Here is a 20384-nt window from a genome sequence, read left to right on the forward strand (position 1 = left end):
GTTAGAAGGAGAGCCTTCTAACACTATTTTTCTTTAAAAATGCATTTACCGTTACTGCAATTATATTGATAAGCTTTTCCTTCGTTATTCATACGGTATGAGTAATCAGATTCTTTATCGTTCTTAAAGTCAACGTATGCTTCTGCACCGTTTTTATCGTCATCTATATCAATGAATTGAACGTTTCGTATAGAATAATCTTTCTTTTCTTTTAAACCTCTTCCTTGCAAGTTTGTATGAATACCATCTACTAACTGGTCAAACAACGACCAGTTTAAATTAAGATGTTCAAATGACTCAGTATGTCTTCCTAAAATACCGTTGTCTTGTATTATTTTTTATTATCATCGTATGTATAAGAGTATGTAAAATATGGTTCGTCTTTATATACTACTGTTGCATAATAGCCAATATTATAAATGGGAGTATATTTTCCGGTTATGTCTTGTATTTCTTCTTGTTTATAACCTTTTTTAATATGGAGATAATTGCTAGTATCTTTTTCTATTACTTTATAATTTAGTGGATTACCAAATATAAAGTACAGGGCAAACAATATGATAAATAGTCCGACTGCAGTTAGTAACAAGACCCATTTTTTTCTTTTCATACACATACACTCTCCTATGCTGGATTTGTTTTTATTTTACATGAATAATGGTAAAAACATGAAACTTATAAACAAAAACTTTCTATAGTTACCTACAAGTAACCTACGCACATGAAAGTGCATCATTGCCTTTTTACATAAACATAGATACAATTTTAATATAATACATAACTGAGATGATTAAGGAGTGTTATACTTGGCAGAATTATTACAAGGTAAAAATGCTTTAATTACAGGAGCAGGTAGAGGGATTGGTCGCGCTGTAGCAATCGCATTAGCGAAAGAAGGCGTAAATGTAGGCTTATTAGCTCGTTCAGAAGAAAACTTAAAAGCTGTAGCGAAAGAAGTAGAAGCAGAAGGTGTAAAAGCCGTTATTGCAACTGCTGATGTTTCTTCATACGAAGAAGTAACAACTGCGATTGAAACGTTAAAAAATGGTTTAGGATCTATCGATATTTTAATTAATAACGCTGGTATTTCTAAATTCGGTAAGTTTTTAGAACTAGACGTTGCTGATTGGGAAAAAATCATTCAAGTAAACTTAATGGGTGTATATTATGCAACTCGTGCTGCTTTACCGAGCATGATTGAACAACAATCTGGTGATATCATTAACATTTCATCTACAGCAGGACAAAAAGGTGCACCTGTAACAAGTGCATATAGTGCTTCTAAATTTGGTGTCCTTGGCCTAACAGAATCGTTAGCGATGGAAGTTCGCAAACATAACATTCGTGTAACAGCTTTAACTCCAAGTACAGTAGCGACTGATATGGCTGTAGATTTAGGATTAACTGATGGAAACCCTGATAAAGTAATGCAAGCAGAAGATATTGCAGAATTTATCGTAGCGCAGCTGAAATTAAATAAACGTACATTTATTAAATCTGCTGGGCTTTGGTCTACTAATCCATAGGAAGTAAATTTAACTTTAAAAGAAGGGATATCTATTCTGTAAGGGGTAGATGTCCCTTCTTTATTTTTTGTATTCGAGACAGAATTATCGGTATAATTAAAAGTGAATGGTAGAAAGCATTGGGAAATTGAAAGGGATGGTATTTGCATGAGTGAAATTGAGAAATGGACGGCTGTTGATCAATATATGAGTGATGTATTAATACCGAAAGATTCTACATTAGAAGGGGTTCTTCAAACTAATGCTGCAGCTAATTTGCCAGCACATGATGTATCACCAACGCAAGGGAAGTTTTTACAATTATTAGTACAAATTCAAGGGGCTCGTAATGTTTTAGAAATTGGCACGCTAGGCGGGTATAGCACGATATGGCTTGCTAGAGCATTGCCATCTGGAGGCCGAGTTGTTACATTGGAAGCAAGTGAAAAACATGCTGAAATTGCACGTAGCAATATTGAGCGTGCTAATTTGACTGATAAAATTGAAATACGAACAGGATTAGCGTTAGATTCTTTACAACAAATAGAAAACGAGAAGTATGAACCGTTTGATTTTATTTTTATAGATGCTGATAAACAAAATAACCCTGCTTATTTTGAATGGGCACTAAAACTATCACGACCGGGTACTGTAATTATTGGGGATAACGTAGTACGTGAAGGAGAAGTTATTGACAATACTAGTACCGATCCTCGTGTACAAGGGATACGTCGTTTCTATGAATTAATAGCTGCTGAGCCACGTGTTAGTGCTACAGCGCTTCAAACTGTCGGAAGTAAGGGATACGATGGATTTGTAATGGCAATCGTAAAAGAATGAGGTAAGGAGATAGATAGAATGAAAAAGATGTTTGAAAAATTATAACATGTATCTTGTATAACGAGATTAGCTCGTGGGCCTCCGACATACATAACACTATATTATATATCAAAAAATTGGAGGCTATAAGTAGATGAGAACTGAAAAAGAAATGCTAGACTTAATTATTAATACAGCAAAAGAGGATGGAAGAATTCGAGCAGTTATCATGAATGGATCGCGTGTAAATCCAAATGTGAAAAGAGATTGTTTTCAAGACTATGATATTATGTATGTTGTAAATGATATACAATCTTTTACGTCTAATCATAATTGGGTTCATAGATTTGGAGAAATAATGATAGTACAAATGCCAGAAGAAATGTCGTTAGTTCAACCAGATGAAGATGGGAAGTTTCCGTATTTGATGCAGTTCATGGATGGGAATCGGATTGATTTAACGCTAGTTCCAGTTGAGTTAATAAAAAAGTTCGTTGGACAAGATAGTTTAAGTAAATTACTTCTCGATAAAGATAATTGTATGGAAGGATTCCCGCCAGCAAGCGATAAAGATTACTTAATAAAAAAGCCTACAGAAAAAGAGTTTTTGGATTGTTGTAATGAATTTTGGTGGTGTAGTACGAATGTGGCAAAAGGGCTATGGAGAGAAGAGCTTTCTTATGCAAAAGGAATGCTTGAGGGACCAGTGCGAGATATGTTCATCGTAATGCTAGAATGGTATATTGGTATGAAAACAGATTTTACAGTTAATGCAGGGAAGTTTGGAAAGCATTTCGAGCAATATATTGAAAAAGATATGTGGGTGCAATTTAAAAGAACATTTTCTAATGCAGAATATGAAAACATATGGAAGTCATTCTTTGTCATGGGTGATTTATTTAGGGAAGTGGCGAACGAAATCGCTAACACATATGAATATCAATATCCGCAAGATGATGATGATAAAGTGACGAACTATTTAAAACATGTGAAAGCTTTGCCAAAAGATAGTACATCGATTTATTAATAATAGTAAGCAGTAAGACTGTCCTAATTAAGGACAGTCTTATTTTTGTTTATGAATAACAATTTCTCTAACAAAGTGCAGATGAATCACATATGAAAATTTAGGGAGGTTTTTTATCATGTATTATTTTTATTCGCCAGAAATGTTTGCTCCATATCAATGGGGACTAGAACGAGATGTTTCGTATGCTTATATGCCATATAACTCATTTTATTATGGAGACTATATAAGCGCATTGCCATACGCATATATCCCTCAAAGCTATGAAGTACAAATGAAAGCAGATGATCGTGGATCGTGGACACCATTTACATGGGTTGAAAAATATGCGTACGCATTTTCAGGACCGTATAATAAAGCGGAAGTAGCTCTTACATTTGATGATGGACCAGATTCAGAATTCACGCCAAAAATATTAGATAAGTTAAAACAACATAATGTAAAAGCTACTTTTTTCTTACTTGGTGAAAACGCAGAAAAATTTCCGAATGTAGTAAAGCGTATTGCAAATGAAGGGCATGTAATTGGTAATCATACGTACAGTCATCCGAATTTAGCGAAAGTAAATGACGCTGAGTACCGTAATCAAATTATAAAAACGGAAGAAATATTAAAACGTTTAGCCGGCTATGCTCCTAAATTTATACGTCCACCGTATGGTGAAATACTTGAAAATCAATTGAATTGGGCAACTGAGCAAAATTTTATGATTGTACAGTGGAGTGTTGATACAGTTGATTGGAAAGGTGTAAGTGCCGATACGATTACAAATAATGTGTTAGGGAATTCATTTCCAGGTAGTGTCATACTGCAGCATTCTACTCCAGGTGGGCATTTACAAGGATCTGTTGATGCACTAGACAAAATCATTCCGCAGTTAAAAACGAAAGGGGCACGTTTTGTAACACTTCCAAGTATGTTCCAGACATCGAAAGAAAGAAAGTGAATGTGTTATAAATTGGAAAAATAAGGGGTGTGTCGTATAATGAAAGTGTAAGTTAGGGGGGGATATAATTGATTGATGCACTAGTAAACATAGGAATAAGCATATTGATTGGTATTATTTTTATACTTGCGGCAATTATTCTTCAAAAAAATCCACCGACCGATATTAATGCGGCATATGGTTATCGTACGAAACGATCTATGAAAAATAAGGAATTATGGGATGCGGGTAACAGGTATAGTGCGGAAGTGATGAAGCAAAACGGATTTATCATGATGTTAATTGGAAGTGTTATTAGTATACTGTTTAGATATCCACATACAATAATAGCGATTATAGTGGTTATGCTGTTATTAATCATTCGTTTATTTATACAAGTAGAGAGTAGATTAAAAATACTTGAACAATAATAAAAAATAGGACTCTACGCAATATTATGCTAGGAGTCCTATTTTATTTATAAACTATTATTTTTTAATAATTCGTTTCCTTGCTCTATAACAAATTCATAGTATGCAAGGTCATACGGATAAATATCTTCAAATGTTATCGTAATCGGTGTATTGTTTAAGACTGAAATAGTCGTTAAAGATGAAATCTCTCCTTTTAATAGTTGTAGAAAAGAAGTTGCATGTACTTTCATCACATCGTCTACTTCTTCACCTGGTGCGAATGGAAGTGGATTGATGACGTTGTGAAAATACATATGACAAAACTCGCGATCAGTAAGATTTGAAATTTCATAATCTATTTTAAAGATTCCCTTGTATGTTAAATCATTAGTTTGAAAGGAAAGCCCTAATTCTTCCTCAATTTCACGAAGACCACCAATTTGTACATCTTCATCATGCATAATATGTCCAGCTGAAGTAATATCCCATATACATGGAGCTTCTTTTTTATTTTTAGAGCGTAATTGGAAATATAAAAACATATCTTCATTATCTTTTTCTACAAACCAACAATGAAATGTTTCGTGCCAATCACCGTCACGATGCACTTCATCACGTAATTTCTTCCCAAGTGTATTTCTTTCAGGATCAAATATTGTTAACCACTCTGTCATTTTAATTCCCCTTTCTGCAAATTTCATTATACAATATTTGTATTGAATTCTGGGAAAATAAAGAAAAAGGAGTGGTTATAAGTGGGGATAGAGCGTGCGGAAATAAAATCGATTATTTCAACAGAGGAAGAGTTACGGAAAATATTGGGGCAACCAAGTGAGCGAGCGTTAAAGAAAGTTATTTCATCATTAGACCACCATTGCGTAGATTTTCTGTCTAAATCTCCTTTTCTAGTATTATCTACTGCAAATAAATTAGGAGAGTGTGATGCTTCGCCGAGAGGAGATGCACCTGGATTTGTATACGTATTAAATAATAATAAAATTATCATTCCAGAAAGACCGGGCAATCGTCGTATAGACTCCATTTTGAATATTATTTCAAATCCACGTGTAGGATTAATCTTTTTTATTCCAGGTCTTGGGGAGACGCTTCGAATAAATGGTCGAGCGTATATTACAAACGACGAAGAAGTTTTGAAAGAAATGCAGGCGAATGGACGTAATCCGTTGCTTGGAATTGTTGTTGAAATAGAAGAGTGTTATATTCATTGTGCAAAAGCGTTTATTCGTTCTAAGATGTGGGATCCAGAATCTTGGTTAAATAAAAAAGAGTTACCATCAGCAGCAAAAATGTTGCTGGAGCATGCGAAAGTGAATACTTCAGAAGAAGATGTTGCACGTTCTTTAGAAGAAAGTTATACAAAAAGATTGTATTGAAAATTTTATTGATATAGTTTTGTGAGGTGGATATGTACGGGTTTTAAAATGGGGAACTTATATATGAACCGTTGATTTATAAACTGGAGAAATAACAAAATAGGTAAATTGAGTGGCGGTTGCATAATGCTATTGTAAAATATAATAAAAAAAATTCTTGAAAATAGTTAGTAAAAATAGGCTTGCTTTTTAAAAAGTTGATAACTATAATAAGTTAACAAATAGACATGAACGAAAAAGTAACGATAAGGACAAGAAATCATTTTTACGGTTTACAGAGAGGGAAGTCTAGGGTGTGAGCTTCCTAACACGAGAAATGATTTTACCACCTTTGAACTTCAATAGTGAACGAGTAATCTATTAATTATTGACGGTATCAGCCGTTATCTGAACTTGAGCAATCTAGGGAGAGATACGTCTAGATTGGAACAAGGGTGGAACCACGAAAACACATTCGTCCCTTTCCTAGGGATGAGTGTGTTTTTTTACGGATTTGTAGATTGAAAATTTAAAATAATTGAAAAATAGTATTGATTTTGTTTTTTATGCGAGTATAATGAGTTAACAAATAAACATGAACGAAAAGTAACGATAAGGACAAGAAATCATTTTTACGGTTTACAGAGAGGGAAGTCTAGGGTGTGAGCTTCCTAACACGAGAAATGATTTTACCACCTTTGAACTTCAATAGTGAACGAGTAATCTATTAATTATTGACGGTATCAGCCGTTATCTGAACTTGAGCAATCTAGGGAGAGATACGTCTAGATTGGAACAAGGGTGGAACCACGAAAACACATTCGTCCCTTTCCTAGGGATGGGTGTGTTTTTTTACTTTGAAAGGAGGTGCAGTAACATGGAACGATTTGTACGTACGGAAATAACCACCACCTGCATGATTAAAAAGCAGCGCAAGGTGATTGATAGAGATAAATAATAAAATTGTAGGAGGAGATTAGAAGATGAATAACGTTATAAATGTTGGGGTATTAGGTTTAGGTACGGTCGGAAGTGGTGTTGTTCATATTTTGAAAGAACATTATAAAAAAATCGCTCTTGATACAGGATACAAAGTGAAAGTGAAAACAGTCGTTGTACGTGATTTGGAAAAAGAACGCGATGTTTGTATTGACGGAATTGCAGTCACAAGTCATGCAGATGAAGTTCTAAATGATTCAAATATTGATATTGTAGTAGAGGTAATGGGCGGAATTGAAGAAGCAAAACAGCATATTGTTAAGGCTTTAGAAAATAAAAAACATGTCGTAACAGCAAATAAAGATTTAATGGCTGTATATGGTGCAGAGCTTCTTCAACTGGCAAACGATAATGATTGTGACTTATGTTATGAAGCGAGCGTAGCAGGCGGTATTCCAGTGTTAAGAGGACTAACTGACGGGCTAGCATCAGATCAAATTGAAAAAATAATGGGAATTGTAAATGGTACAACAAATTATATGTTAACAAAAATGAGTCAAAATGGGTGGTCTTATGAAGAGGCTTTACAGGAAGCACAAAAATTAGGTTTTGCAGAATCGGATCCGACAGCAGATGTAGATGGACTAGATGCGGCGAGAAAGGTAGCAATTCTTGCAAACTTAGGTTTTTCGATGAATGTTTCATTAGATGATGTGCAAGTAAGAGGGATTCGAAAGGTTGAAAAAGAAGATTTACAAATGGCTGAAAAGTTAGGATTTACTATGAAGTTAATTGGGAAAGCAGAAAAACAAGGATCAGCCATTCATTTAAGTGTAGAACCGACACTTTTACCAAGTCGTCATCCATTATCGAATGTAAATAATGAATTTAATGCAGTATATGTTCACGGTCAAGCGGTAGGAGAAGTAATGTTTTACGGACCTGGAGCTGGAAAGCTGCCAACTGGTTCTGCTGTAGTAAGTGATATTATTTCCATCGTTAAAAATATGAATCAAGTGCCGAAAAATAAAAGTGCGTTAAAAGAACCAGTTCCTTATGAATTACAAGGTGATGAAGAAGTAGTTTCGAAATATTTCTTGCGTATTTCATTACGAGATGAGCCTGGGATGTTGCAAAAAGTAACAGAATGTTTCGTTAATTATTCTGTAAGTTTAAAAGAAGTTATTCAATTACCTTTAAACCGTGAACTGGCAGAAGTCGTTGTTGTGACACATCGAACTTCCAAGTATCAATTCGAACGAGTTTTAGGAGCGATAGAAGCTGTCGCAAGTGAAATAAACAGTTACTACATTATTGAGGAGGAAAAACAATATGTATAAAGGACTATTAAAACAATATGCTTCTTATTTACCGGTGAATGAAAACACACCTGATGTCAGTTTAATGGAAGGAAACACACCTCTTATTCCGTTATTAAATATATCAAAGCAATTAGGGATTCAGCTATATGGTAAGTACGAAGGAGCGAATCCGACAGGTTCTTTTAAAGATCGTGGTATGGTGATGGCAGTTGCTAAGGCGAAAGAAGAAGGTTCAGAAGCAATCATTTGTGCATCAACAGGTAATACATCAGCATCAGCTGCAGCATATGCGGCACGTCTTGGGATGAAATGTATAATCGTAATCCCTGAAGGAAAGATTGCGCATGGAAAATTAGCGCAAGCGGTCGCTTATGGAGCTGAAATTATTTCAATAGAAGGGAATTTCGATGATGCACTTAAGGCTGTAAGAAATATTGCTGCAGAAGAGCCGATTACATTAGTAAATTCAGTGAATCCTTATCGAATTGAAGGACAAAAAACAGCAGCATTTGAAATTTGTGACCAATTGCAAAATGCACCAGATGTTCTAGCTATCCCTGTTGGGAATGCAGGGAATATTACAGCGTATTGGAAAGGCTTCTGTGAATATGAGAAAGAAAAAGGTTATAAAAAGCCAAGAATTCATGGCTTTGAAGCGGAAGGAGCAGCTGCAATTGTAAAAGGGCATGTAATTGAAGAGCCTGAAACAATTGCAACAGCGATTCGCATCGGTAACCCAGCAAGTTGGGCGTATGCAGTAGAGGCTGCCGAGCAGTCTTGTGGTGAAATAGATATGGTATCAGATGAAGAAATTTTACATGCGTATAGGTTATTGGCAAAAACTGAAGGAGTTTTCGCTGAACCAGGATCAAATGCTTCATTAGCCGGCGTAATTAAACATGTTCAATCTGGGAAAATCAAAAAGGGAGAAACAGTTGTTGCGGTATTAACTGGAAATGGTTTGAAGGATCCTGATATCGCTATTTCTTCAAATCAACTAGACATCGCAAGTGTGTCAAATGATATAGAACAAATTAAAGATCATATTAAAGGGGTGATTATGTCGTGATACCATTTAGCGTTCGTGTCCCTGCTAGTACGGCGAATGTTGGTCCTGGATTTGATTCAGTTGGAATAGCTTTGTCATTGTATTTAGGTGTGGTGGTTAAAGAAAAAGCTGATAAATGGCAAGTAATCCATTCCTTTGAAGAATCAATTCCGACAGACGATAAAAATTTAATCGTTAGCACGGCATGTAAAGTATGTCCTTCTATATCACCCCATATAATAGAAGTTACTAGTAATATCCCATTAACGAGAGGGCTAGGAAGTAGTGCATCAGCGATTGTAGCTGGGATAGAGCTTGCGAATCAACTAGGCAATTTGAACTTAACTGCTGATCAAAAAGTTCAAATTGCTACAAATTTTGAAGGACATCCTGATAATGTTGCTGCTTCTATATTAGGTGGAACTGTAATTGGAGCACTTGATGGAAAGGATATTTCCGTCGTAAGAATTGAGAGCAAGGAATTAGGGGTAATTTCTCTTATTCCGAATGAAGAATTAAATACAGATGAAAGTCGCTCTGTATTACCAAAGATGTTTCCGTTTCATGAGGCAGTTAAAGCTAGTGCGATAAGTAACGTATTAGTAGCTGCATTATGTCAAAAACGGTGGGAAGTTGTAGGTGAAATGATGGAGAGAGACCATTTTCACGAGCCATATCGTTTAGAACTCGTACCGTTATTACCATCTATTCGTAAATGCGCAAAAGAATTTGGTGCGTACGGCACAGCACTTAGCGGTGCGGGACCATCTATTTTTATATTAACGCCATATGAGAAACGTCAAGAAATCGCTGAGCAATTAGCGAGAGTATTTACAGATATGAAAGTATGTGAGCTTGAAATCGACCATAAAGGTATTATTGTAAATAAGGAAGAGCATATTGGATCGTAAAGAAAGCTGGCATGGCTAGCTTTCTTTACATTGCAAACCTATTTTAAATTAGGTTTTTTCGGAAAAATATAAAACAAATGTTGATTTTGAATAATGTAAGTAAAGAGTGAATTCATTTTGGAGGTGATTAAATGAATAAAGAGTCACCAGAAGAAAAAAGAGAGCGTATGAGACAAAGTGAATTAAAAAGTAATCCTACGGGTTCTTTACATGACGGACTCAATAGAGCGGAAACGGGTAGTCCAGTTGATATAGCAGGCGGTATGAATTGGAAAGGTACAGGAATAATCATTTTAGTACTACTTTTAGGATACATTGTATACACTTATTTTTTCAGTTGAAGAATGCTTGTTAAAATTTTGATTTGTTTAGTTTCATAATTGTTGAGAAAAAATGCAGTTACTGTATTACATATCTTCTAAGCGAATTATAGTTGTTCATATCAACTTTTAATACTCCAAACAGAGCTAGCAAAATGCTAGCTCTATTATTTTTTGCCACATTCCTGTAACAAACCACCTGTATATTCATTGGTGGAGGTGCAGAGGATGAAAAAAATGATAGCGATATGTCTTCTAACAACTATGCCATTTTCGACTTTAGTCGGTTGTGACGTAAAAGGTAGTAATGCTGTACAAGAGTCTAAAATAAAGAAATCGACGTATAAAGATTTTACTTATGATGTAAATCCAGAAACATTCACATTAACTGTAGAACATGAGGGGGTAAAGGAACAGGCATCACAACCCCTACCGAAAATGAAGGTATCGAATGTAAAAAAAGAAAAGGATCGTACATCGTGGGAATATCCAGATCAAAAAGTAAAAATAAAATTAGAAAAGAAAAAAGACCACTTAAACATTGAAGTGGAATCGACTGGTGCAGAAAGCTTTACATGGCCGAAAGTAGAAGCTGAAAATTATACACTTCCGTTATGGGAGGGTAAGCAAATTCCGAGCAATGATGAGAATTGGAAGAAGTTTTTAAAGGATGATGCATATTCATTTGCTGAATCATTTTCTATGAAGTTTTTCGCATTAAATGGTTCGAAATATTCAATTGTATATATTGCAAACAATATGTTTAATAATGAATTGAAATTTCATTCGGATCCGAAAATAGGATTTGATTTTACACATGAATTTCCGAGCATAAATAAAAATAAAACATATGGATTTCAATTATATGTGACAAATAATGATGCGGTAAGCATTGCTAAACTGTATAAGGATGATATTGTTCGAAAAGGTGAATTTAAAACATTACAAGAAAAGGCTAGAAAAAATAAAGAAATCGAAAAGTTATATGGAGCGGCGCATTTTTATTTTTGGAATCAAAATGGTTTATCAGAAAATAATATAAATTGGCCAAAACTAAGGGAGCAAATAAATAGCCCGCTGTTTAGTCATATAAAAGAACTTATTCAAAAGAATAGTTCAGAGCCTGGGGAACTGAATGTATTAGATCAAGTAAGTAAACAAGATTTCATTGATAAGTATCAAAAAAATGTTATTTTACGTTATATAAACGAAGTATTATCCATGAAGGAATTTTATAAAGAGGATATTTTTCAAAACGTTGATCAGGAAGCTAGTGTGCTATTAAAGAAAGGTGTAGGTCACTTAACGAACACAGAATTGTATAGCTTAAATAAGCATTTATTAAAGTCGCTACTTGGTGATGCGGTTGAAGAGGTAAGTAAATGGGGTAATGCAGATGGAACGGACATACTAAAGGAAATGAAAGAGGCAGGAATAGAAAAAGCGTGGATTGGTCTGCCGAACTGGGAACAAGGATTTATGCAACCTAATTTCGTGACAAAAGCTAAGGAAATGGGGTATTTAGTTGGTCCGTATGATTCATATCATTCCATTCACGAAAAAAGTGATAAAAATTGGAACACAGCATCCTTTAATGACCCATCATTATATGAAGAGGCTACTGTAACGAAGAAAAACGGAGAAAAGGTGCAAGGCTTTTTAGGCAGAGGTCGCAAGTTAAACCCGACTTTATCGCTGCCTAGTGTAAAGGAACGCATGAATGATATATTACAAAATGGTCCTAAATATAATTCATGGTTTATTGATTGTGATGCGACAGGTGAAATTTACGATGACTATTCAGCGAAACATATAACGACACAAGAGCAAGATTTAAAAGCACGTTTAAAACGAATGGACTACATTGCGCAAGAAAAGGGTATGGTCGTTGGTTCTGAAGGTGGAAATGATTTTGCTAGTAGTACGATTGCATTTGCACACGGAATTGAAACACCTGTTATTAAATGGGACGATGAAGATATGCGGAAAAATAAAACAAGTCCGTATTATGTCGGTGGATATTGGTCACCAAATCAAAATGTTCCCGAAAAATATGCAAAACAAGTACCATTGAAAGAAGAATATAAACAAGTGTATTTAAACCCAGTATATTCGGTACCATTATATAAATTAGTATACAATGATTCCGTTATTACAACGCACCATTGGGAATGGGGAAGTTTAAAGGTAAAAGATGAAGTTGGAAATCGAATGCTGTCTGAATTATTGTATAATGTTCCTCCGTTGTACCATTTAGATGAAGTAGAGTGGAATAAGCATAAAAAAGAAATTGCAGAGCATCTAAAAGTTTGGAATGAAGTTCATGAAAAAGCAGTAAAAGAAGAGATGACGAATTTTGCGTATTTGTCAGAAGATAAGCTAGTACAATCTGTTTCTTATGGAAAAGATATTAAAATCATTGTGAACTTCTCAAATGAAGACATGGAAGTAGAAAAAACGAAAATAAAAGCAAAGTCGGCTTTTATTGATAATCAGGGGAAGAAAAGTGTGTATACGCCGTTTGAGAAATAATAAAGTTAAATATACTGTGTTCATAGAGATTTTATAATTAGCTGGATTCTTTATTCATATCGTTTGTTAGGAAAAAGACATTCTAATTTAAAATGAAAGAGTTAATAAATTTGTAAATCCGCATGTTGCGAAGTGCTAAATTTTTGAAAATGGTAAATAGTGACTTGCCAAAAATAAGTACGAGAGTATAATGTGAAATGGAATACATATTGGGTTTAAGTAGTAACCTTACAAAATTGTAAGGTTAATGAAAGGAAATTCAATATGAAGATAAATAGACTTACATTATACTTGGTAAAGAGAAAGAGAGGCGAATGGGTATGAGCTCTGAATTAGAACAAAATACGAGAAGTAATAAAAAGCGTTCTAAAAGAAAGTCAATAAAATGGTTCATATTAATTCCATTTTTCCTACTTATTTTTGGAGGAGTAGGATATGGTTCGTTTATATATAATAAAGCAAAAGCTGTTGTAAATGATGCGTATGCAAAAATTGAAAAGTCATCAAAGCGTGATAAAGAAGTTGAACCTTTAAAGGATAATATTTCAATATTAATCATGGGTGTAGATGGAAGTGAAATGAGAAAAAGCCAATATGGCGAAGCAGTTCGAACAGATGCACTTTTATTAGCAACAATTAATAAAGATGATAAATCTGTTAAGCTAGTAAGTATTCCACGTGATTCACGTGTTTATATTCCAACTAGAAAAAAATTAGATAAAATTACTCATGCTCACGTATTTGGTGGCGTAGAAAGCACACGCGATACGGTGGAAAGATTTTTAAATGTCCCTGTTGATTATTATGTGAAGTTTAACTTTGAATCATTCGTACAAATTGTCGATTCAATTGGTGGTATTGATATTGATGTACCAGTTACTTTCACTGAACAAGATAGTAAAGACCAAGCTGGTATGATCCATTTAGAAAAAGGTTACCAACATTTAAATGGAGAACAAGCACTTGCACTTGCAAGAACGCGTAAAATTGATAGTGACGCAATGCGTGGACAGAGACAGCAACTTGTAATAGAAGCAATTGCCAAAAAAGCGATGTCTGTTCAATCAATTAGCAAAATGGGCTCTTTACTAGATGCGGTTGATAAAAACATGAAAACGAACTTAACATTTGACGATATGCTTGCCATTACAAAAAATATGGCAGGATCTAATTTGGAAATGGAAAAAATGCAAATAGAAGGTACAGATAAACGTATCGGTGGTATTTATTATTACATTCCAAATGAAAAAAATGTAAAAGATATTTCAAAAAAATTAAATGATCATTTAGGTGTAACGCCAAAACCAGTTCGAAACGAATAATAAAAAAAGATTGGCTTTTGCCAATCTTTTTTTTGGAATGTATTTGTAACTTTTCTGTAACGATTTTTTAGTTTAGAAAAATTATACTCATATGTATGAGTATAATGGATAGGTAAAAAAGTAAAAGGACATATTCAAAATTTGTGGTAAGGAAAGATATCATATGCAGAAATGGTTAAGCATGATGGGAATTATCTTTATATTGACTGGATGTAAAATGTCTGAAGCTCCAACAAGTCTAATGGAAGCTCCTACAAATAAAAAATGGATTAATGAATTAAATGAACAAATTGATAAAGATTTACCTGTTAATTATCGCTTACTTACTCCAATGTCTAATAGAGATAAACAGACGACATGGTCAATGAATTTCGAGCGAGATAATAAAAAAGAAGCTGTCATCGTATATAAAATACCTAATGAAGATTATCATATATATTTAGCCGTATATGAGAAGAAAAATAATGGATGGAATATGAAGTCAACCTATACATTTGATGGGGAAGAAGTAGATATTGTTGAGGTAGGAGATTTCACAGGGAGTGGGAAAAGGGAACTATTGATAGGAATAACTACCAATCGTGATTTATTAGAAAACACAATGTATGTTTTTTCCGATGAGAGTGACGATATAAAGGAATTTTATAGACAGAAGTATACAAAGTTATTTATAGATGATTTAAACAAAAATGGTTTTAAAGACATAAGCCTTGTTTCGCATATGAAAGATGAACAGTTGAAGGTTCAGTTCATTGAAAAGTTTAAGGTATTGTCAGAGGTTACATTTGATCCGTATATAAATAGTATTCAAAGAATACAAATGGGTCGTATTTCTAAATCATTAAAGGCAGTTGTAATCGATGCGGGAACAGGGGCTCATTCAGGTATAACTTATGTAGCAAAATTTGATCAGGATCATTATGAAGTATTACCTATAGATGGGAAAGAAGATTTATTTAATGAATATGTTGTAGAAAGTAAAGATGTTAATGAAGACGGCATTATTGAATTTGTTCGTACTGTACGCCCAAAAGGTTGGGAAGATAAATCACATGGTGATAGTCCGCTTTTCGAACGTTACATACAGTGGAGTGAATCTGGAATTAAACCAATTGAAGAACGATATATAGATATAGAAAAAGGGTATTATGTGAAAATCCCTAAAGAGTTAATAGGGAAAATTACAATACCAGATCAGCAAAAAGAATCAAATTCTCAAAAGTTTTTGGATACAAGAACAAATGAAATATGGCTTGAAGTTCATATTTTTAAGCGGAAAGAATGGTTCAATATAAAAGGCTACAGCGCAGCAATTAAAACGGCTTCTCACGTATATGCAGTACCGAAGCAATCAAAATTTGAAAAAGTGAAAGCATATATAAAACCGCTAGCGGATTATCAACAAGAGTAGGAGGTGAGAATTATGTCAAAAATTTTAGTTTTAGAAGATGAATTAACAATCCGTAGCTTTATTGTTTTAAATTTAAAACGTGCTGGATTTTATGTAATAGAAGCTACTACTGGAGAAGAAGCGTTACAAATTTTGAGTGAACAAACTGTTGATATAGCACTGCTGGATGTAATGTTACCGGGGATTAATGGTTTAGAAGTTTGTGAGGCTATCAGGAAAGAAAATAAAAAAATGGGTATTATTATGTTAACCGCACGTGTACAAGATGAAGATAAGGTGCAAGGACTAGGAATAGGTGCAGATGATTATATTGCAAAACCGTTTAGTCCAGTAGTATTAACTGCACGTATACAGTCTTTATTAAGAAGAATAGAAGTACATGAAGAAAAAACGAATATTGTTACGTCAGGTCCATTTTCGTTAAATATTATAGAAGAAAGATTGTATAAAGCTGGACAATTAGTCGATTTAACACCTACAGAGTATATGATATTACAGTATTTAATGAATCAGGCTTCAAAGCCAGTTTCGCGTGATGAAATTTTAAATATGATTTGGGGAACCAATTACGTAGGTGAGACGAAAGTGGTAGATGTAAATATGAGACGGTTACGTCAAAAGATAGAATGTAATCCATCAGAACCTGAATTTATTCTTACGGTGTGGGGAAAAGGATATGTGTGGAAGGAAAGTATAAGATGAAACGGAAAGTGACTTTATATTTTATGACGGTCATTACACTTATGCTTGTATTATTTGAAGTTGTATTTTCAGTCTCAATTTATCGATACTATTATAATGGTATTGTGCAATATATAGAGTCTCATGCGAAAACGAGTACACGTTTTTTTTCAGAATACAATTCACTATACTTTATTCGGTTACAAGAATATAGTGGTGACATAATTAGTAGCTTTCAATTAGAAGGAACAGAATTACAGTTAATTGATCGTCACGGCTCGGTTATACAATCTTCAAGTGGTGAAAAGATAGAAGGTAAAGTCAATATTCCACAATCATTATTAGAAGGTGAAATGTATAATCAAGTTACTAAGAAAGGTAATAAAAAACAACTAGAGGTGCTAAGCCCACTTATACATCAAGGACAAACTATTGGTGTTTTAAAATATACGACTGTTTTAACAAATGTAAATAAAAAGATTATTGAAATTATTACGTTTACTATTTCTGTAGGTATTGTTATTTCGGGAGTCGTCTTCTTAATTAGTAGACGTTTGGCAAATTCATTTGTTGAGCCAATTGAATCCATTATTCAAGCCTCTTCACAAAATGCAGAAGGCACATTAAAGCAAAAAATTAAAGAAGATTATCCTGGAGAATTAGGTGACTTGGCACATAGTTTAAATTATATGGCCTATAAAATAGATAAGGCTGAGCAGATGAAAAATGAATTCATTGCTTCTATTTCGCACGAAATACGAACGCCTTTAACAGGAATTAAAGGTTGGAGTGAGACGTTAAAAACAGTAGATCATTTAACAGAAGAAGAAATAAAGCAAGGTATGGGCATTATTTCAGGTGAGACAGATAGGTTGATTCATTTAGTAGAAGAATTGTTAGATTTTTCAAGATTACAATCAAATCATTTTAATTTATATAAACAAAAGGTGCAATTGTACGATATACTAGAGGAGACGATTTGGCAATTAACTCCTAAATCGGAAGAGAAGGAAATTCAATTTATTACTACTATAGACCGAATTGAATTGATGGGAGATCGAAATAGGCTAAAGCAAGTTTTCTTGAATATTGTTCAAAATGCAATTAAGTATTCACATAAAAAAAGCACAATACACATTGAAGCGACTAAAATAGAAGGACAAGCAGTGATTAAGGTAAGAGACGAAGGGATTGGAATTGCTAAAGAACATTTACCATATATTGAGCAATCATTTTACCAAATTAATAATCATGCTGCAGGTGCAGGTATTGGTTTAGCTATCGTTAAAAAAATGGTGGAGCTTCATGGCGGTGCGCTTAGTGTTACAAGTAAAGAAGGAATAGGAACAACAATTTTGATAAAACTCCCATTATAATACAAATAAAATCTATTTATATGGTGAAATAAAAATAAATAGATGTATAATTATATTGGGCGATTTATATATAAGATTAATAGGGAGAGGAATTCGATAGAATGGAAAAAGCTTTAAAAATTAAACAAATAGTAGTCGTTTTAATAGCGATTGCCGCAGTAGCTATTGGGTATTACATGTTTCAATCAATTACTTCACCAGCAAAAGCTGTTGCGAAACAAGAAAATGTAGTGCAGCTTGCAAGTGAACAGCCGAAAGTTGAAATGAATAAAACGGCACCAAGTCGTTTTAATGGAAAAGAAAGAAAAGTTGCTTATCTTACATTTGACGATGGGCCAGGGAAATATACGGCTGAATTATTAAATACGCTAAAACAACATGATGCGAAGGCGACGTTCTTTTTAATTGGAGCGAATGTCAAAGAATTTCCTGATTTAGTGAAACGTGAAAATGCTGAGGGTCATTATGTAGGCATGCATAGTATGACACATAATTTCGCAAAGTTATATAAAAATGGCGAGTATGTAAATGAGATGAAAGAAGATCAAGGTTTAATCGCTAATATTATTGGGAAATCACCTAAATTAACACGTCCTCCATATGGTTCGATGCCTGGATTGAATGAAGGTCTTCGAAATAAAGTGGTAGAAAGCGGATTTAAAGTATGGGATTGGACAATTGATTCATCAGATTGGAAATACAATAAAATGCCAGTTGATGCAGCTGCAGCACAAATTGCTCAAAATGTATTAACAAACGCAACAAAACCACAAGAAGTAATTTTAATGCATGATATTCACCCGCAATCAGTTGCTGCTGTGCCAGCAATTTTAAAGGGGCTAAAAGAAAAGGGTTATGAGTTTGAAGCTTATCATGAAGAGAATCACTTCCCAGTGAACCTCTGGCATGATAACCGTATGTAATGGAGGAATGAACGTTGAAGTATGGAAAAGTAGCAGTAGTAGGAGCATTATCAGTAGGACTTTTAACAGGTTGTTTCGGTGAAAAGCCAGAAGAAAATCTATATACAGCTTTTGAAACAGCAGCAACACAAGAAAAATCTTTAGTGGATGAAGCAAAAAAATTAGAGCAGTTAGAGAAACAAGGGCAAGAATTATATGCTCAAATTTTGCAAGAAGGTAAAGATCATAATGAAGCAGTTGTGAAGAAAATAGAGCAAGCTACTGCAAATGTAGATGATCGTGAAAAAGTATTGAAAAGTGAAAAAGAAATGTTAGAAAAAGCACAGAAGGAAACAAAATCTGTTCAAAGTAATATAGAGAAGATTGAAGATAAGAAGTTACAAAAACAAGCAAAAGCAGTAGAAGAGTCGTATAAAAACCGTTATGATGCATTCAAAAAGATGAATGAAAATTACACGAAAGTGTTAGCGACTGAAAAAGAACTGTATGAAAAATTAAAAGTAAAAGAAACGAAATTAAAAGAAATCGGTGAAAAAGTTAAAACTGTTAATGAATTAAATGTGGAAGCACAAAAGTCGAAAGAGCAGTTTAACAAATTTACAAAAGAGTATAATGACAGTAAATTAGCATTCTACAAAGATGCAGAAATTAAGATTAAAGATCAGAAATAAAGAAGAATCTAAAGTGTAATAAAAAGCCGGAGAAACATCGTTATAAATGTTTTTTCGGTTTTTTACGTTAAATGAATAGAAAAGACTGGAATTGATATCATAAAAGAGTTATAGTGAGTTATTCTAAGGGAAACATTGTAAAGTAAGGAGAATGGAAATATGTCATATGAATTTTTACTCAAATTAGGTTTAGCACTCTTTTTAGGATTATTCATCGGGATAGATAGGCAGCTAAAGAATAAACCACTTGGTGTGAAAACAAGTATGGTTATTTCTGTAGCAAGTTGTTTAATTACGATGGTTTCAATTGAATCTGTGCATGTATATTCTGTTCCAGGACATACAAATATGGATCCGATGCGACTGGCCGCTCAAATTGTTAGTGGAATTGGTTTTCTTGGCGCAGGTGTCATTTTACGAAGAAGTAATGATGTTATTTCTGGATTAACAACAGCTTCTATGGTGTGGGCTGCTTCAGCTTTAGGGATCGCAATTGGTGCGGGATTTTATTTACAAGCGACAGTTGCTATGGTTTTAATTATTTTAGCGATTAATGTACTTCCGCAACTTGTGAAAATTGCAGGACCGTATTCATTAAGACAAAAGGATTTATCTATAAAAATTACTGTTAAAGAGCATCATGAGTTAGATGGTATATTTAAGCAAATTAAAAATTTAGGCATGCATGTGAAACGCGTGAAAATTAAAGATATAGATAGTGGAGCATTTCAGCAACTGGAGATGGTTATTTTAGCTCCAGAAGATTTATATACAACAGAGTTATATAGTTCCCTGAAAGAGATTGATCGAGTAGTTTCAGTTGAAGTGGAAAGTAGATAATTGTGATAAAAAAGAGTGAAGTGAAT

The 20384-nt window shown here is 33.9% G+C and carries 19 protein-coding genes, 1 pseudogene and 2 other annotated features; of the genes and pseudogenes, 18 read left to right on the forward strand and 2 right to left on the reverse strand.

The window, feature by feature from the left end:
• Positions 1-23 precede the first annotated feature (23 nt).
• Positions 24-616 (reverse strand): annotated as a pseudogene (locus OXT04_RS02925) (DUF3139 domain-containing protein).
• Between the two features lie 190 nt (positions 617-806).
• Here OXT04_RS02925 and OXT04_RS02930 point away from each other — a divergent pair.
• The 5 genes from OXT04_RS02930 (at position 807) to OXT04_RS02950 (ending at position 4707) form a co-directional block, all read left to right on the forward strand.
• Positions 807-1526, forward strand: coding sequence for a 3-ketoacyl-ACP reductase (locus OXT04_RS02930; RefSeq protein ID WP_000818985.1), 720 nt, complete (start codon positions 807-809; stop codon positions 1524-1526).
• A gap of 147 nt (positions 1527-1673) precedes the next feature.
• Positions 1674-2345 carry an O-methyltransferase gene (locus tag OXT04_RS02935; protein WP_071714413.1) on the forward strand — a complete coding sequence of 224 codons (672 nt, stop codon included), beginning with the start codon at positions 1674-1676 and terminating at the stop codon, positions 2343-2345.
• A gap of 133 nt (positions 2346-2478) precedes the next feature.
• Positions 2479-3351, forward strand: a complete 873-nt coding sequence (locus OXT04_RS02940) for an aminoglycoside 6-adenylyltransferase (RefSeq protein ID WP_001258528.1) — start codon at positions 2479-2481, stop codon at positions 3349-3351.
• Positions 3352-3469: 118 nt separating this feature from the next.
• The gene (locus OXT04_RS02945) at positions 3470-4297 is read left to right on the forward strand and encodes a peptidoglycan-N-acetylglucosamine deacetylase (protein ID WP_000291203.1); all 828 of its coding nucleotides are present in this window, start codon (positions 3470-3472) and stop codon (positions 4295-4297) included.
• Positions 4298-4368: 71 nt separating this feature from the next.
• A complete protein-coding gene (locus OXT04_RS02950) occupies positions 4369-4707 on the forward strand; it encodes an SdpI family protein (RefSeq protein ID WP_025118474.1) in 339 nt (112 codons plus the stop codon).
• A gap of 47 nt (positions 4708-4754) precedes the next feature.
• Here OXT04_RS02950 and OXT04_RS02955 read toward each other — a convergent pair whose 3' ends face one another.
• Positions 4755-5363 carry an NUDIX hydrolase gene (locus tag OXT04_RS02955; protein WP_267412822.1) on the reverse strand — a complete coding sequence of 203 codons (609 nt, stop codon included), beginning with the start codon at positions 5361-5363 and terminating at the stop codon, positions 4755-4757.
• 81 nt (positions 5364-5444) lie between these two features.
• Between OXT04_RS02955 and OXT04_RS02960 the strand changes: the two genes are divergently transcribed.
• From OXT04_RS02960 to OXT04_RS03020, 13 genes are all read left to right on the forward strand, one after another.
• Positions 5445-6083 (forward strand): pyridoxamine 5'-phosphate oxidase family protein, encoded by a 639-nt coding sequence (locus tag OXT04_RS02960; RefSeq protein WP_071714412.1) that lies wholly within the window; start codon positions 5445-5447, stop codon positions 6081-6083.
• 233 nt (positions 6084-6316) lie between these two features.
• Positions 6317-6548: a binding site (T-box leader), on the forward strand.
• A 114-nt stretch (positions 6549-6662) separates the two neighbouring features.
• Positions 6663-6894: a binding site (T-box leader), on the forward strand.
• Between the two features lie 151 nt (positions 6895-7045).
• Positions 7046-8341 (forward strand): homoserine dehydrogenase, encoded by a 1296-nt coding sequence (locus OXT04_RS02965; protein ID WP_065228676.1) that lies wholly within the window; start codon positions 7046-7048, stop codon positions 8339-8341.
• Positions 8334-9392 (forward strand): threonine synthase, encoded by a 1059-nt coding sequence (gene thrC / locus OXT04_RS02970; RefSeq protein ID WP_072938226.1) that lies wholly within the window; start codon positions 8334-8336, stop codon positions 9390-9392. The genes OXT04_RS02965 and thrC overlap by 8 nt, the downstream gene beginning before the upstream one ends.
• Positions 9389-10282, forward strand: coding sequence for a homoserine kinase (gene thrB, locus OXT04_RS02975; RefSeq protein WP_000612104.1), 894 nt, complete (start codon positions 9389-9391; stop codon positions 10280-10282). The genes thrC and thrB overlap by 4 nt, the downstream gene beginning before the upstream one ends.
• 131 nt (positions 10283-10413) lie before the next feature.
• Complete coding sequence (locus tag OXT04_RS02980) at positions 10414-10623, forward strand: DUF6366 family protein (protein WP_001031479.1); 210 nt, start codon at positions 10414-10416, stop codon at positions 10621-10623.
• Between the two features lie 207 nt (positions 10624-10830).
• Entirely contained in the window at positions 10831-13134 is a 2304-nt protein-coding gene (locus OXT04_RS02985; protein ID WP_098533690.1) for a glycoside hydrolase, read from the forward strand.
• Positions 13135-13454: 320 nt separating this feature from the next.
• Positions 13455-14456: an LCP family protein gene (locus tag OXT04_RS02990; protein WP_002093954.1), complete on the forward strand. Its 1002-nt coding sequence runs from the start codon at positions 13455-13457 to the stop codon at positions 14454-14456.
• Between the two features lie 163 nt (positions 14457-14619).
• On the forward strand, positions 14620-15867 hold the full coding sequence (locus tag OXT04_RS02995) for a hypothetical protein (protein ID WP_001174878.1): 1248 nt from the start codon (positions 14620-14622) through the stop codon (positions 15865-15867).
• Positions 15868-15879: 12 nt separating this feature from the next.
• Complete coding sequence (locus tag OXT04_RS03000; RefSeq protein ID WP_267412837.1) at positions 15880-16569, forward strand: response regulator transcription factor; 690 nt, start codon at positions 15880-15882, stop codon at positions 16567-16569.
• Positions 16566-17924: a sensor histidine kinase gene (locus OXT04_RS03005; protein WP_267412839.1), complete on the forward strand. Its 1359-nt coding sequence runs from the start codon at positions 16566-16568 to the stop codon at positions 17922-17924. Before OXT04_RS03000 ends, OXT04_RS03005 begins: the two co-directional genes overlap by 4 nt.
• A gap of 101 nt (positions 17925-18025) precedes the next feature.
• Positions 18026-18847: a peptidoglycan-N-acetylglucosamine deacetylase gene (locus OXT04_RS03010; RefSeq protein WP_061661212.1), complete on the forward strand. Its 822-nt coding sequence runs from the start codon at positions 18026-18028 to the stop codon at positions 18845-18847.
• A gap of 14 nt (positions 18848-18861) precedes the next feature.
• Complete coding sequence (locus OXT04_RS03015; RefSeq protein WP_000873563.1) at positions 18862-19518, forward strand: YkyA family protein; 657 nt, start codon at positions 18862-18864, stop codon at positions 19516-19518.
• Between the two features lie 159 nt (positions 19519-19677).
• On the forward strand, positions 19678-20358 hold the full coding sequence (locus OXT04_RS03020; RefSeq protein WP_000119510.1) for an MgtC/SapB family protein: 681 nt from the start codon (positions 19678-19680) through the stop codon (positions 20356-20358).
• The last annotated feature ends 26 nt before the right edge of the window (positions 20359-20384 follow it).

The sequence above is a fragment of the Bacillus sp. GC_Bacil_1 genome, assembly GCF_026540675.1.
GTDB lineage: Bacteria > Bacillota > Bacilli > Bacillales > Bacillaceae_G > Bacillus_A > Bacillus_A cereus.